The following is a 14,500-nucleotide window of genomic DNA, read 5'->3' as shown; positions in this document are numbered from 1 at the left end:
CATCCCCGGCCCGGCCCCGCCCGGCCCGGCCCTACCCCTCGCCCCCGCCCCGCCCTACCCCTCGCCCCCGCCCTGGTCCCGCCGAGCGTCGCGCTCAGCGGAGCCAGGGCAGGTCCGCGTCCGGGCCGGTGGGCTCCAGACCCTCGGCCATCACCCGCATGATCGTGCCGAGCTGTTCGACCTGCTCGGGGCTGAGCCGGTCGAACATCGCCTGGCGCACCGCCGCCACGTGCCCGGGCGCGGTGCGCCGCAGGACCTCCGTGCCCTCGTCCGTGAGCCGGGCGAACTGGCCGCGCTTGTCGGAGGGGCACTCCTCGCGCCGGACCCAGCCGTTCTTCTCCAGGCGGGCGACGGCGTGCGAGAGCCGGGAGCGGGTGATCTTGGCGCTCTTCGCGAGCTCGGTCATGCGGAGCCGGCGGCGCGGGGCCTGGGAGAGCTGGACGAGCAGTCCGTAGTACACGTGCGGCATGCCCGCGTCCCGCTGCAACTGGCGGTCGAGGTGATCCTCCAGGAGCGTGGTGGCGTGGAGGTACGAGCGCCAGACGCGCTGTTCGCCGTCGCTGAGCCAGCGCGGTTCGGTCCTGTCTCCCATGACACCCATCGTACGACCCGTTCTTGAAAGTTGAACTATGTAGGTTTACGCTGCATGCATCAGCTTGAAGTTTCAAGAAGTTCTGTCGGAGGAGGAGCCGTCGCCATGGAGGCCACGCAGGAACGGATGCCCGCGCTCTACCTGTCCCACGGCGCCCCGCCGCTCGCCGACGACCCGGTCTGGCCCGGCGAGCTCGCCGCCTGGTCGGCCGGCCTGCCCCGCCCCAGGGCGATCCTCATGGTCTCCGCCCACTGGGAGGAGGCCCCGCTCGCCCTCGGCGCCACCGAGACCGTCCCCCTCGTCTACGACTTCTGGGGCTTCCCCGAGCACTACTACCGGGTCCGGTACGACGCCCCCGGCGCGCCCGCGCTCGCCGAGTCCGTCCGCAAGCTGCTCCGCTCGCCCGGCACCCCCGTGCAGGACATCCCCGACCGGGGCCTCGACCACGGCGCGTACGTGCCGCTCGTCGAGATGTACCCCGGCGCCGACGTCCCCGTCCTCCAGATCTCCATGCCCACCCTCGACCCGCGCCGCCTCATGGACATCGGCCGCAGGCTCGCCCCGCTGCGCGACGAGGGCGTGCTGATCGTCGGCAGCGGCTTCTTCACCCACAACCTCGCCGCCCTCCGCCACACCGGTGGCGGCGTGCCGGGCTGGTCCGCCGAGTTCGACGCCTGGGGGCACGAGGCCCTCGCCGCCCGCGACGTGGACGCCCTGCTCGACTTCGCGCACAAGTCCCCGGCCGGCCGCCTCGCCCACCCGCGCACGGAGCACTTCGCCCCGCTCTTCGTCACCATGGGCGCGGCGGACGCGGCCGGCGACCTCGACGCCGAGCGCTCCGTGATCGACGGCTTCTGGATGGGCCTGGCGAAGCGCTCGGTGCAGTTCGGCTGAGCCCGGGGCCGGTCCTCACAGGACCGGCGGGTTCAGCTCCACCGAGCGGACGGCGGCGGCCAGCGCGAGCGGACCGCCGACGTCCAGCGCCGTGTCCGTGAACTTGATCGTGTGGTCGTCGCCGTGCGCCGCCGCCCGCGCGAAGACCTCCTCGGGGGCGAGGCCGGCCGGCGCGTACGGAGCGGCCTCCCGCGGCGCGTACGCGGCCGTGACCGCCGCCGAGGCCGTCCAGGCCGCCGCGAGGCTCGGCGCCCACAGCGCGCGGGGCAGCGCGGGCAGGGCCCGCAGCACCGCGTTGGGCGCCGTCGCCGCGTGCACCAGCATGATCGGCTCGCCGTGCCCGTGCGTCGCGTACCGGTGCGTCGCCGCCGTCACCAGCTCGGTGAGCAGCGCCTTCGCGGTGTCGGGGTCCGGTGCCCCGCCCCAGACAGGGAAGGCCGTGAGCTGCGCGAGGCGCTCCCGCATCCCGCCCTCCTGCCGCGGCACCGGGGGTACGGCGCCGAGCGCGGCGGCCGCGTCCGGCGCGGCGGCCAGCGGCGCGAGCGGCGGCAGCGGCTGGTGGCGGGCGGCCCAGTAGCCGAGCGCGTGCGCCAGCTCGGCCCGCCGGGGCGCCGTCCCGCCGCCGGGCGAGAGCAGGGTCCGTACGGCGTGCCCGGTGCGGATCACCGGATGCGTGGAGCCGCCCGCGATGCCGGGCAGCAGCCGGGGCCACCACTCCGCCAGCACCTCCCGCCAGGGCCGGTCCGCCAGCTCCCGGGCGAAGTACCGGGTCCAGTCCGTGATCCGGGCCGGGTCGCCGAGCGCCTCCGGCCAGTTCGCGGCGGTGACCGGGGCGTACGGGGCGGGCGCCTCCTCCAGCTTCGGCGCGTACGCGTCCAGCCAGCGGTGCACGGCGGCGGCGTGGCCGTGGCGGGCCAGCGCCTCCACGGCCATCGGCGCGTGGTTGGTGAGCCAGCCGTTCCGCTCGGGACCGGTGGCGTGGAGTCGTTCGAGTGCCTCGTCGAGGATGCCGGTGGTGTCCATGGGGGGACGGTAGGGCGGGGGAGGGGCGGGCCGTAACGGGCCCGGGACCTACACCGCGGGGCGGAGCGGGCCTCGGCCGATGGTCGAGGGACGTCGAGGGCCGCGGAGGGACGTCGAGGGACGTCGAGGGGCGTCGAGGGACGTCGAGGGACGTCGAGGGGCGTCGAGGGGCGTCGAGGGACGTCGCCGGTCGTCGAGGAGCGTCGAAGGGCGTCGCCGGTCGTCGATGCCGGTGGGGGCGGTCGATGCCGGCTGCGGGGCAACCTCCCGGAGGCCGGGTGGCGTCCTGGTGGGTGAGGGACGGGACGGCGGGTATGTGACGGCTGTCTCACCGACAGTGTGGTCGGGGAAGGGCCGGAGGCCGCTCCGTGGGCTCTGACCTGCGGATCCGTGAGGATCGCGGACCGACGGGCGGGGCGGCGGCCGCGCAGGATACTGCATGATCGCGAAAATCCTGAGCCTCCTGGGAATTCTGTCCCGATTCCGGTCGTTGTTTCCGTCGGATGCAGGGCACCCGAAAGGTGTCGCGACCTACTCAGCAAGGGAGCACGCATGGCAACCCGTGCCGTCGCCCGTCGTCAGTCCGCCGCCAAGAGCGGGGACGGCCGGGCAAGCAGCGTTCGCGTCGTGGGCGGGGAGATCGCCGACCGCGACCTGGTCGGCATGTACCTCGACGAGATCGCGCGCACCCCCCTGCTCGACGCCGCCAAGGAGGTCGAGCTCTCCCAGACCATCGAGGCGGGCGTCTACGCCCAGCAGATCCTCGACGGCGAGGTGGAGGACACCGAGGCGGCCGGGGCGAGCCGCGAGGAGCTGGAGGCGCTGGCCGCCGAGGGCGAGCGCGCCAAGGACCTCTTCATCAAGTCCAACCTGCGGCTCGTCGTGGCCGTCGCCCGGCGCTATCCGCGCAGCGGCCTGCCCCTGCTCGACCTGATCCAGGAGGGGAACGCGGGCCTGGTGCGCGCCGTCGAGAAGTTCGACTACGCGAAGGGCTTCAAGTTCTCCACGTACGCCACCTGGTGGATCCGGCAAGCCATCACCCGGTCCATCGCCGACCAGTCCCGCACCATCCGCCTCCCCGTCCACCTCGTGGAGGAGCTGGGCCGGATCCGCCGGGTCCAGCGCGAGTTCAACCGCGAGCACGGGCGCGAGCCCGAGCCCGCCGAGGTCGCCGAGGAGCTGGGTTCGACGCCCGAGCGGGTCACGGACGTCCTGGACTGGGCGCGCGACCCGGTCTCGCTCAACATGTCGGTCGACGACGAGGGCGAGACGCAGTTCGGCGACCTCCTGGAGGACACGTCGGCGATCTCGCCGGAGCAGTCCGTCCTCACGCTGCTGCGCAGCGAGGAGCTCGACGACCTCATCGACAAGCTCGACCACCGGACCGCCTCCATCATCCGGATGCGGTACGGCATCGAGGACGGGCGCGAGCGGACGCTGACGGAGGTCGGCAAGGAGCACGGGCTCACGCGCGAGCGCATCCGCCAGATCGAGAAGCACGCGCTCCTGGAGCTGAAGAAGATGGCGCGGGACACGGGCTTCGACGCGGTCGCCTAGAGCGGCCGGCGGCCCGGCCTCCCCCCGGACGCGCCCGAGGAACGGGCCCGGCCCTCCGCACGGAGGGCCGGGCCTTTCGCGTACCGCCTTCCGCGCGGGGCCGGGCTCGGCTCCCGGCCCTCGGCGTCCCCCGCCGCTCCCGCCCCCCGGCGTCCCCCGCCGCCCCCGGCCTACCGCGTCGCGGTCGTCAGGCGGGTGGCCAGGGACGCGAGGTGGGCGCGGAGGGGGGCGGGCCCGTGGACCTTGAAGGGGGCGTCCACGAGGGCCAGGCGGATGGCGAGCCATTCGACGGAGTCGGTGACGCGGGCGCGGATGCGGCAGCTGTCGGGCCCGGTGGCGACCGGCGCGAGGTGCGCCGGGAAGCGGGCGGCCACGGACTCCGCGGGGGCGGAGAACTCGATGTCCAGGTCCAGTTCCGTCTCCCGCTCCCGCTGCGCCCGGTTCATCGAGCGGACCAGGTACGCCGCCTCGTCCCCCTCCGGCAGCTCCCGCGGCGTGAAGCGCGCGCCCGTCGCGAGCGGGTCGGTGACGCGGTCGACGCGGAAGGTGCGCCAGTCCTCGCGCCCGAGGTCGTACGCCACCAGGTACCACCGGCGTCCGGTTGACACCAGCCGGTACGGCTCCACCAGCCGCTTCGACTCGGCGCCGTCGCCCGCGCGGTAGCTGAAGCGGAGCCGTTCGCGGCCGGTGACCGCGCCCGCGAGGGCGGTCAGGGTGGAGGGCGCGACGGTGGCGCCGTCGCCGTGGGTCAGCGGCAGGGTCGCGTTCTGGAGCGTGGAGACCCGGTGCCGCAGCCGCGCCGGCAGCACCTGTTCCAGCTTGGCCAGCGCCCGTACCGACGCCTCGTCGACGCCTTCGATGGCGTGCCCCGCACCGGCCCGGAGGCCGACGGCGATGGCGACGGCCTCCTCGTCGTCGAGGAGCAGCGGGGGCATGGCCGTGCCGGCGACGAGCCGGTAGCCGCCGATCGCGCCCTTGGTGGCCTCGACGGGGTAGCCGAGGTCCCTGAGCCGGTCGATGTCGCGGCGGATCGTGCGCGGGGAGACCGAGAGCCGGTCGGCGAGCTCGCTGCCGGGCCACTCGCGCGGGGTCTGGAGGAGCGAGAGCAGATTGAGGAGTCGTGCCGGAGTGTCCGTCATGGAGCACAGCATGACGCCAAAATAGGACGCGAACTGACCTAGATGACTCCTATGGTCCTCCTATGAGCGCACACGAGACCGACGCCGCCACGGGGGCGGACAGCAGCACCACGGGGGACAGCAGGCGCTGGATCGCCCTGGCCATCGTCATGACGGCCGCCTTCATGGACCTGGTCGACGCCACGATCGTGAACATCGCGATCCCCAGCATCGAGGACGACCTCGGCGCCGGCTTCGGCGCGATCCAGTGGATCACCGCCGGCTACGCGCTGGCCTTCGCCGCCGGCCTGATCACCGGTGGCCGCCTCGGCGACATCTACGGCCGCAAGCGGCTCTTCCTGCTCGGCACGGCGGGCTTCACGCTCGCCTCCGCGCTGTGCGGCTTCGCGGCCAGCCCGGAGATGCTGGTCGCCTCGCGCCTCCTCCAGGGCGCGGCGGCGGCGATGATGGTGCCGCAGGTGCTGTCGATCGTCCACGTCACCTTCCCCGCGCACGAGCGCGGCAAGGTCTTCGGCATGTTCGGCGCGATCGTCGGTCTGGGCGCGGTCTCGGGCCCGCTGCTCGGCGCGCTGCTCACGGAGTGGAACATCGCGGGCCTGGAGTGGCGGCCGATCTTCCTGATCAACCTGCCGGTCGGCATCGCCGCGCTGCTCCTCGGCCGGAAGTACATCACCGAGTCGAAGGCGCCGAAGGCGCTCCGTCTGGACCTGGTCGGCGTCGTGCTCGTCACGGCCGCGCTGCTCCTGCTGATCTACCCGCTGACCCGGGGCCGCGAGCTGGACTGGCCGCTGTGGGGCCACCTGATGATGGCGGCCAGCCCGGTCGTCTTCGGCGTCCTCGTGGCGTACGAGCGGTACAAGACGAAGAAGGACGGTTCGCCGCTGGTCGAGCTGTCGCTGTTCCGCGTGAAGTCCTTCGCGGCGGGCATCGCGGTGCAGCTGACCTTCGGCATCGTGCTCGGCATCTTCTTCCTGGTGTGGACGCTCTACATGCAGATCGGCCTCGGCTGGACCGCCCTCAAGGCGGGTCTGACCGGTGTGCCGTTCTCGATCGCGGTCTCCGTGGCGGCGGGCATGTCGGTCCAGCTGCTGGTACCGCGCTTCGGCCGCAAGGTGCTCCAGGCGGGTGCGCTGACGATGGTCGCGGGCATCCTGCTCTACTTCTTCGCCGCGGGCCGGTACGGGGCGGAGATCTCGCCCTGGCAGATGATCCCGGCGCTGGTGGTGATGGGTCTCGGCATGGGCCTGATCGTGGCGCCGCTGACGGACGCGGTGCTGTCGGAGGTTCCGAAGGAGCACGCGGGTTCGGCGTCGGGCCTGATCAACACGACGGGCCAGATGGGCAACGCGATCGGTCTGGGCCTGGTGTCGGTGGTCTTCTTCGGCGTGATCGACGACCGGGGTCCGGCCCGGGTTCCGGCGGACGTGGCGGACGCCTTCGCGGACGCCTTCCGCAACTCCCTCGGCTGGGCCGCGGTGGTCCTCGGGGGGATCTTCCTGGTGATGTTCGCCCTGCCGGCCAGGCCGAAGCAGCACCTGGAGGGCGGCGCAGACGACGACGGGCCGGTGGCGGTGGAGAAGGAGCCGGCGCTCACCCGCTGAGGAGGAGCCGGCGCTCACCCACTGAGCACGGAGCGAAGGGCCCCGGTCTTCGGACCGGGGCCCTTCGCGCGCGCGGGGGCAGCGTGCAGGGGGCTGAGCGCGATGTCCGACGACACCGGGCCCCCCGTGCGCGCGGGGGTCAGCGGGGTCAGCGGTTGACCGCGCCGCCGCGGGTCAGGTCGCCCTTGAACTCCGTCGCGCTCCTCATGAGCGGGGTCGGGGCGGCCTGCTGCACCCAGGGCTCGTCCCAGACGAAGGTGTTGCCCATGATGTCGCCGTGGGTCTGCCAGACGGCTCCGGTCGTCGTGATCACCTTGACGAAGGCGTCGTTGCCCTGGGCCTCGATGGCGATGCCGCAGGCGGTGGCCGGGTAGTCCGGGTTGGCCGGGTCCGTCATGGTCGCCGTCGTGTTGGTGAGGTCCTGCCAGACGATGGCGCCGCCGGGGGTGTCCGCCTTGCCGACGAACGCGTTGCCGCCGTAGAGCGCGGCCTGGAAGTCCTCGGTGTTGGACGGGCTGTACGTGTCGATGTCCACGCACGGTCCGGTGGGACCGGTCGCACCCGTGGCACCCGTCGCGCCGGTCGCACCCGTTGCTCCGGTCGCTCCGGTGGCACCCGTGGCACCCGTGGCTCCGGTGGCGCCCGTCGCACCCGTCGCGCCCTTCGGACCCTGGGGCCCCTTCGGTCCGGTGGGGCCCGGCTTGCCCTTGTCGCCCTTCGGGCCCTTCGGTCCGGGCGGGCCCTTGGGGCCGGTGGGACCGGTCGGGCCCTTGCAGCCCGTCGTCGGGACCGCCGCCGACCTCGGGTCGGCGGCGGTGTCCTCCCGCACCGGGAAGTCCTCCGGGACGGCGGTGCCCGGGGAGCCCGGGAGGGCCCGGTGCTTGCAGCCCGTCATCGGGTTCGACACCGTCGCGTCCACGGCCGGGGCCTGCGGGGTTCCCCACGCGGAGGCGGTCGGCGCGAAGCCGGTGAGGACGAGCGCGACCGAGGCGAGCGCGCCGCCGCCGAGCCAGGCGCGGCGCCGGGGGAGCGGGCCGAGCGGGGACCGGGTCCTGGGGTCAGGACGCATGGGGGTGCTCCTTTCTCCGCCGGCGCCCAGCGGCGCCGGCGCGAGTGCCGGTGGGGGGATCCGAGCGGCAGGACCTGCCGGAGCCGGATCGTGGGACGAACTTCCCATCGGTTCATCGGATCGCCGCCGCGCCGCCTTGACGGCCCCGGGGCACTCTCAGCGCCATGGCGTAGCGCTGCCAGCCGAACGGATGCGTACGCCGCGGGGAACGCGGAGCCCCCCGTCGGCGCGCCGCCGCCGGGCCCGTACCGGGCCGTGCCTACCGTCGCCCCCCGACCGAACCGCGAGAAGTGGTGTTGCCATGCGGCCGTCCCTCTGCTTGTGCATGATCGTCAAGAACGAGTCCTCGGTCATCGAGCGGTGCCTCGCCTCCGTCCGGGACCTCGTGGACACCTGGGTCGTCTCCGACACGGGCTCCACCGACGGCACCCAGGACCTCGTCAGGAACGCCCTCGCCGGGATCCCCGGGGAGCTGGTCGAGGAGCCCTGGGTGGACTTCGGGCACAACCGGAGCCTCAACCTGGCCCGCGCCCGGGCCCGCGGGGCCGGCTTCCTGCTGCTCCTCGACGCCGACCACGTCCTGCGCCAGGACGGCCCGCTGCCGGAGCTGACGGCCGACGCGTACATGCTGCGCCACGAGGGCGAGGTGGAGTACCGGATCAAACGCCTGGTCCGGGCGGGCCTGCCGTGGCGGTACGAGGGCGTCACCCACGAGTACCTGACGGCCGACCGCGACCACGAGCAGCGGAACCTGGACGCCCTGGTCATCGAGGACCACGCCGACGGCGGCTCGCGGCACGACAAGTTCGAGCGGGACGCCCGGCTGCTCGGCGCCGAGCTGGTCCGCGACCCGGGCAATCCGCGCACGGTCTTCTACCTCGCCCAGACCATGCGGGACATGGGCCGCACGGGGGAGGCGATCGGGCTCTACGAGCGGCGGGCGGCCATGGGCGGCTGGGACGAGGAGGTGTACTACGCACTGCTCCAGGCCGGGGTGCTGGCCGCCGAGGCGGGCGACTGGCCGGCCGGGCAGGACGCCCTGGTCCGCGCCTGGGAGGCCCGCCCGGAGCGCCTGGAGGCGGTCTACGAGCTGGCCTCGCGGCTGCGCGTGGCCGGCCGGCACCACGCCGCGCACGCCCTGCTGACGTCCGTCCTCGACCGGCCCGCGCCCGCCGAGGACCTGCTCTTCGTCCAGCCGTGGGTGTACCGCTGGGGGCTGCTCTTCGAGTACTCGGTCACCGCCTACTGGGTCGGCGACCACGCGGCCTCGCTCGCCGCCTGCGACCGGCTCCTCGGCCTGCCCGACCTGCCGGCGCCGTACCGCGAGCAGACCCTGGCCAACCGGGAGTTCGCGGTACGGGAGCTGGGCGTGCCGGCCCAGGTGTGAGCCGGCGCGCCGGGGTGACGGGGCCTCAGCGGACCCGGGAGCGGGCCTCCATCGCCCCGCGGGCCGCGGCCTCCGACTCGTAGACCTCGCACATGTGCCGGCCGTCCGGGGTGGCCGTGTGCTCGACCTCCCACAGGCTCAGCTCGGTGCCGTCGAGCAGCAGGAACTGGTGCTCGTAGAGGGTGAAGCCGGCGTCCCGGCCGCCCTCCACGGGGCAGTTGCGGCCGAAGACCTGGGTGATGTGGTGGGCGAAGGCGATCCGCAGCCGGCGGGCGGTCCGCTCGGCGGGCCGGTCCGCGTTCTCCGCGCGGCGCAGGACGCGGCGGGCGTGGTCCGCCGAGTTGTCCGGCACGTACATCCGGGGCTGGGCCGGTATCGGGCGGGCGAACAGCGCGCCGAGCGCGGCCAGGTCGTCGTCCTCGTCGAGCGGACGCCCGTCGGCCCGCTCCACCGTCCACTCCGGCAGCGGGCCCGCGGGCAGCCGGGAGGCGGCCAGCCGGGCCTCCGCCTCCTCCGCGTACAGCTCGTGCTGCTCGGCGCCGTCCCGGCCCGCGTTGTGGACGAGCTCCCAGAGGACGAGGGCGCTGCCGTCGGACAGCAGATAGGTGTGGCGGTAGGTGGAGCGGTTCAGGGAGGAGCTGTGGTGCGAGGAGTGCAGCGCGGTGGAGTGGGCGAGCGCCGATTCCAGGCGCTCCACCGTCGCGTCGGGCAGGTCGAAGGAGTTGAGGGCCCGGCCGAGAAGCCGCTCGACGTGCGTCTCGGTCGTCTCGTACGGATCGTGGTGATCCCGCGGATCGTTCAAGAGGGTCTCCAGGCCGTCGCCGCATGTCACTTGGTGCTTGCTTAACGTAGTCCCTGGGTCCGACAACGGGGTCGGGGTTACGGAAAACGAGGGGGCGGCGGCGGAAGTTCCCGTATCGGCGGCCTTCTCAACTCCCTTTCGGTCACCCGGAGTACGCGTCCCGGGGTGGGTCGTACAGCTCCCGGTACGAGGGGAAGTCGCCGCCCGGCCCGCGCAGGCCGCCGGGGGCCGCCAGGACCGCGCGGACGATCGCGCGGGTCACCAGGTCGGCACCGGCCGCCAGGACCTCGTTCAGGGCGAGCGGCCCCGGCCCGGCGGGCAGCTCGCGGGCGCCGGTGGCGAGCGCGAAGACCGTGTCGCCGTCGTTCATCAGGTGCACCGGCCGGATCGCCCGCGCGATCCCGTCGTGCGCCGTGCCCGCCACCTTCTGGGCCTGCGCGCGGGTCAGGACCGCGTCCGTGGCGACCACCGCGAGGGTGGTGTTCAGCGGGGGCCGGACGGAGGCGGCGCGGGCCTCGGCGAGCCGCCGGGCCGCCGCCTCGCGCACCGCCGCCGGCGGCGGCACGGGCGGCCCGCCGCCGTCGAAGAGGCTGCCGTACAGGACCCCCGTCGCCGGGTCGACGGCCGAGCCGACCGCGTTCACCACCACCAGGGCGCCCACCGTGATCCCGGACTCCAGGCGGACGCCCGCCGTCCCGACGCCGCCGCGCAGCCCTCCGACGACCGCCCCGGTCCCGGCCCCGACCGCGCCCGCCGCCACGCGCGCGTGGTCCCCGGACGCCGCCGCGGCCACCACCGCCGCCCGGCCCGTGGCGGCGTCCGGGCGGGCCCCGAAGTCGCCGCCCCGGCCCAGGTCGAAGACGCACGCGGCGGGCACCACCGGCACCACGTGCGCCGGGTCGGGACCCACCCGCACCCCGCGCCGGTGCTCCTCCAGCCAGGCCATCACCCCGGCGGCGGCCTCCAGGCCGTAGGCGCTGCCGCCGGTCAGGACGAGGGCGTCGATCCGCTGGACCACGTTCCTCGGGTCCAGGGCGTCCGTCTCGCGGGTGCCGGGGCCGCCGCCGCGCACGTCCACGGCCGCCACCGCCCCGCCCTCGGGGGCGAGCACGACCGTCGTCCCCGACAGGGCCCCCGGCCCCGCCACGCGCGCGTGGCCCACCCGTATACCGGGCACGTCGGTGAGGCCGTCGGGAGGGGACGCGGTCGCTGTCATGTCCCCTTCCTACCTCAGGAGGGCCGGGCCGTCCCGGCGGCCGGAGCGCGTGCGGTGAGCGTCACGCCGACCGCGACCGTCGCCGCCGCCGCCAGACCGGCCGCGAGCACCGCCCACCGGCCCGCGAACGAGCACAGCAGGATCACCAGCGCGGACCCCGGCAGCACCGCCTGCTGGGCGAGGCCGACCTTGAAGTGACGGGCGTGCAGCAGCCACACGGACAGCAGGAACACCGCCGTCGGGACCGTCACCGACGCCGAGGCGGCGAGCGTGCTGATGTGGGCCTTCCCGACGGCCTGCTCGACCGCGATCTCCAGACCGGCGCCGATCGCCGCCGCCGACGCGAAGATCACGTAGTGGCCGTACCCCCACAGGAAGCCCTGCCGGCTGTCCGTCAGCCGGTCGTGCGCCGGGACCACGAAGTAGATCCACCAGGCGGCGAAGACGATCAGCAGCCCGCCCGCCGCGATCGGCAGCAGCTCGTTCAGCGCGTCGTTCTCCACCACCCCCGACTTCACCGCCACCGTCGCCGCCGCCACCGACTCGCCCAGCACGATGATCGTGAACAGGCCGTACCGCTCCGCGATGTGGTGCGGGTGCCAGGTGCTCGGCGCGTCCTTCTCCGCGTACACCGGCACCGCCAGCTCGGCCAGCGCCATCGCCAGGAACACCCACGGCTGCGCCCCCTCCGGCACGAACAGCAGCGCCAGCCAGCCGATCTGCACGGTCAGCACCCCGCCCGCGTACCGCCGGCACATCGTCCGCTCCTCCGCCGACGAGGCGTGGTGCGCGGCCCGCAGCCACTGCGAGGCGAGCGCCACCCGCATCACCAGGTACCCGAGGTACACGACGAGGAAGTCGTGGTCCTCGAAGGCGCGGGAGACGCCGGCGGCGAGGACCAGCACACCGGCGATCTGGACGAGGGTGACCACCCGGTAGAGGACGTCGTCGTTGTCGTAGGCCGAGGCGAACCACGAGAAGTTCATCCACGCCCACCAGATGGCGAAGAAGACCATCGCGTAGCTCGCCACGCCCTCGCCCGCGTGCCCCTCGGCGACCGCGTGCACCAGCGACGCGCCCGCCTGGGCGACGGCGACCACGAAACACAGGTCGAAGAAGAGCTCCAGGGGCGTGGCGGTCCGGTGCGCCTCCTCGCGGGAGCGTGCGGTGAGCGGCAGAAACGGTTGTGTCATGGAGCCAGGACAGCAGAGCCGCGGCCCCGGGAATTCAAGCCACGCGGAGCGGTACGGCCGCCGGACCGCGCCGCGCGGCCCCGTGGCGGTCCGCCACCGGCCGGGCCTGCCGCGGGCGGTCCGCGAGCGGCGCCGGGACGGCGTACGCCCCCGGCAGCGCCTCCAGCGACCGGCTGAAGCGGCCCGGAGCCAGCAGGTGCGCCGCGACGGCGACCCGCCGGAAACCCTCCCCACGCGCGCGTGCGACCGCCTCGGCGGGCGTGGGGACGCGCCCGAGCAGTACGCGCACCCGTACCCGTACCGCTCCGGCCTCGTCCCTCCCGCCCCCGAACTGCCCCCGGCCCGCGCCCCCGACGGCCCCGCACCCCTTCCGGGGGGCGTCGCACCGGCCCGGGGGCCGCCCCCTTCCCTCCCGGCGGGCCCGGCCCCCCCGGGACCTATGGCCGCTCCGGGAGCCGACCTAGGCCCGGCCCCGCTCGCGACCATCGGCACTGATGGCACCCCTCCCCCCAGGAGCAGCCTGGAGAAGCAAGGAAGAAGTCTCGAAAAGGCTCGCAAACGTCAGGGAAGTCAGGGAAGCGCCATGAGTTCCGTAGTCCAGGACAGCAGGACCACGGGCGGGTCACCCGCCTCGTACGACACGGAGCAGTACCGCCCCGGCCGGACCATCAGCGACTGGGAGCCGGAGAACGAGCTCTTCTGGAAGTCGATCGGCAGGAAGGTCGCCCAGCGCAACCTGTGGATCGCGGTCCCGGCGCTGCTCGTCGCCTTCGTCGTCTGGCAGGTCTGGTCGGTCACGGCGACCAACCTGAAGGACGTCGGCTTCGGCTTCTCGACCTCGCAGCTCTTCTGGCTGACGGCCGTCCCCGGTCTGACCGGCGGCACGGCCCGGATCCTCTACACCTTCCTCGGCCCGATGATCGGCCAGCGGCGGTTCACCGCGCTGTCGACGGTCGTCCTGGTGGTCCCGCTGATCTGGCTGGGCATCGCCATCCAGGACCCGACGACGCCGTACACCGTGATGGTCGTCATCGCCGCCCTCTGCGGCATCGGCGGCGCGAACTTCGCCTCCTCCCTCGCCAACATCGGCTTCTTCTTCCCGAAGGCGAAGAAGGGCAGCGCGACCGGCGTCAACGGCGGTCTGGGCAACCTCGGCGTCTCCGTGGTGCAGCTGCTGACCCCGATCGTCATCACCTGGTCGACGATCGCGATCGGCTCCGCCCAGCACAAGGCCGACGGCACCCCCGTCCACCTCCAGAACGCCGCCTTCGTCTGGGTCCCCGTCGTCCTCGTCCTGGCCGCCGTCGCCTGGTTCGGCCAGAACGACCTCAAGGTCGCCTCCACCCCGTTCAAGCAGCAGAAGGTCATCTTCAAGCGCAAGCACAACTGGCTGATGACCTGGCTGTACGTCGGCACCTTCGGCTCCTTCATCGGCTTCGCCGCGGCCCTGCCGATGCTGATCAAGACCACCTTCCCGGACTACTCGGTCGCCACCTACGCCTGGATGGGCCCGGCCGTGGGCGCGCTCGCCCGCTGGGCCGGCGGCTGGATCGCCGACAAGTGGGGCGGCGCCCGGGTCACCATCCTCTCCTTCGTGGGCATGGCCGTCTCGATCGTCGGCGTGATCAACTTCCTGCCCTCGGGCGGTGACGGCGGCGACTTCTACGGCTTCTTCTTCTGCTTCCTCGCCGCGTTCTTCTTCTCCGGCATCGGCAACGGCTCGACCTTCCGCCAGATCCCGGTGATCTTCCGCGGCACCCACCTGAAGGGCCTCGCCGAAGGCACCCCCGAGTACGCCGGGGCCCTCAAGCGGGCCGAGATGGAATCGGGCGCGGTCACCGGCTTCACCTCCGCGATCGCCGCCTACGGCTTCTTCTTCATCCCGGCGCTCTTCGGCTCGGTCGCCGTCACCAGCGCGATGTGGGGCTTCGTCGCCTTCTACATCAGCTGCATGGTCGTGACCTGGTGGTTCTACGCCCGCGAGGGCGCCGAGGCCCCCAGCTGAGCCGACCTCCGAGAAAGGCCCC

Annotated in this window: 13 protein-coding genes; 5 read left to right on the top strand and 8 right to left on the bottom strand. The window is 73.7% G+C overall.

The window, feature by feature from the left end; translation table 11 throughout:
* Positions 1-94 precede the first annotated feature (94 nt).
* Complete coding sequence (locus ACF1ED_RS23040; protein WP_391763297.1) at positions 95-601, bottom strand: MarR family winged helix-turn-helix transcriptional regulator; 507 nt, start codon at positions 599-601, stop codon at positions 95-97.
* Between the two features lie 96 nt (positions 602-697).
* On the opposite strand from ACF1ED_RS23040, the gene ACF1ED_RS23035 reads away from it, so the two are divergent.
* Entirely contained in the window at positions 698-1,486 is a 789-nt protein-coding gene (locus ACF1ED_RS23035; protein WP_391763295.1) for a dioxygenase, read from the top strand.
* A 15-nt stretch (positions 1,487-1,501) separates the two neighbouring features.
* Here the strand turns inward: ACF1ED_RS23035 and ACF1ED_RS23030 are convergent, their stop codons facing one another.
* Positions 1,502-2,509, bottom strand: a complete 1,008-nt coding sequence (locus ACF1ED_RS23030) for a questin oxidase family protein (protein WP_391763293.1) — start codon at positions 2,507-2,509, stop codon at positions 1,502-1,504.
* A 552-nt stretch (positions 2,510-3,061) separates the two neighbouring features.
* Here ACF1ED_RS23030 and ACF1ED_RS23025 point away from each other — a divergent pair.
* Complete coding sequence (locus ACF1ED_RS23025; RefSeq protein WP_391763291.1) at positions 3,062-4,066, top strand: sigma-70 family RNA polymerase sigma factor; 1,005 nt, start codon at positions 3,062-3,064, stop codon at positions 4,064-4,066.
* Positions 4,067-4,236: 170 nt separating this feature from the next.
* On the opposite strand, the gene ACF1ED_RS23020 is transcribed toward ACF1ED_RS23025, so the two are convergent.
* Positions 4,237-5,205, bottom strand: a complete 969-nt coding sequence (locus ACF1ED_RS23020) for a helix-turn-helix transcriptional regulator (RefSeq protein WP_391763289.1) — start codon at positions 5,203-5,205, stop codon at positions 4,237-4,239.
* Positions 5,206-5,267: 62 nt separating this feature from the next.
* Between ACF1ED_RS23020 and ACF1ED_RS23015 the strand changes: the two genes are divergently transcribed.
* Entirely contained in the window at positions 5,268-6,806 is a 1,539-nt protein-coding gene (locus ACF1ED_RS23015; protein ID WP_391763287.1) for an MFS transporter, read from the top strand.
* A 148-nt stretch (positions 6,807-6,954) separates the two neighbouring features.
* On the opposite strand, the gene ACF1ED_RS23010 is transcribed toward ACF1ED_RS23015, so the two are convergent.
* Entirely contained in the window at positions 6,955-7,875 is a 921-nt protein-coding gene (locus tag ACF1ED_RS23010) for a hypothetical protein (protein WP_391763285.1), read from the bottom strand.
* Between the two features lie 325 nt (positions 7,876-8,200).
* Between ACF1ED_RS23010 and ACF1ED_RS23005 the strand changes: the two genes are divergently transcribed.
* Positions 8,201-9,262, top strand: coding sequence for a glycosyltransferase (locus tag ACF1ED_RS23005; RefSeq protein ID WP_391763283.1), 1,062 nt, complete (start codon positions 8,201-8,203; stop codon positions 9,260-9,262).
* Between the two features lie 25 nt (positions 9,263-9,287).
* On the opposite strand, the gene ACF1ED_RS23000 is transcribed toward ACF1ED_RS23005, so the two are convergent.
* The 4 genes from ACF1ED_RS23000 to ACF1ED_RS22985 all read right to left on the bottom strand — a co-directional run bounded on the left by ACF1ED_RS23000 (position 9,288) and on the right by ACF1ED_RS22985 (position 12,762).
* The gene (locus ACF1ED_RS23000) at positions 9,288-10,064 is read right to left on the bottom strand and encodes a DUF6227 family protein (RefSeq protein WP_391763281.1); all 777 of its coding nucleotides are present in this window, start codon (positions 10,062-10,064) and stop codon (positions 9,288-9,290) included.
* Positions 10,065-10,206: 142 nt separating this feature from the next.
* Positions 10,207-11,280, bottom strand: coding sequence for a P1 family peptidase (locus ACF1ED_RS22995; protein WP_391763279.1), 1,074 nt, complete (start codon positions 11,278-11,280; stop codon positions 10,207-10,209).
* A gap of 14 nt (positions 11,281-11,294) precedes the next feature.
* Positions 11,295-12,473, bottom strand: coding sequence for a low temperature requirement protein A (locus ACF1ED_RS22990; protein ID WP_391763277.1), 1,179 nt, complete (start codon positions 12,471-12,473; stop codon positions 11,295-11,297).
* Positions 12,474-12,507: 34 nt separating this feature from the next.
* Positions 12,508-12,762 carry a hypothetical protein gene (locus ACF1ED_RS22985; RefSeq protein WP_391763276.1) on the bottom strand — a complete coding sequence of 85 codons (255 nt, stop codon included), beginning with the start codon at positions 12,760-12,762 and terminating at the stop codon, positions 12,508-12,510.
* Between the two features lie 294 nt (positions 12,763-13,056).
* Here ACF1ED_RS22985 and ACF1ED_RS22980 point away from each other — a divergent pair, with 294 nt between their 5' ends.
* Positions 13,057-14,478: an MFS transporter gene (locus ACF1ED_RS22980; RefSeq protein ID WP_391763274.1), complete on the top strand. Its 1,422-nt coding sequence runs from the start codon at positions 13,057-13,059 to the stop codon at positions 14,476-14,478.
* The last annotated feature ends 22 nt before the right edge of the window (positions 14,479-14,500 follow it).

It is taken from the genome of Streptomyces sp. NPDC014656, assembly GCF_043084305.1.
GTDB lineage: Bacteria > Actinomycetota > Actinomycetes > Streptomycetales > Streptomycetaceae > Streptomyces.
The sequence above is the reverse complement of the archived record's forward strand: the minus strand, read 5'-3'. Positions and strand labels throughout refer to the sequence as shown.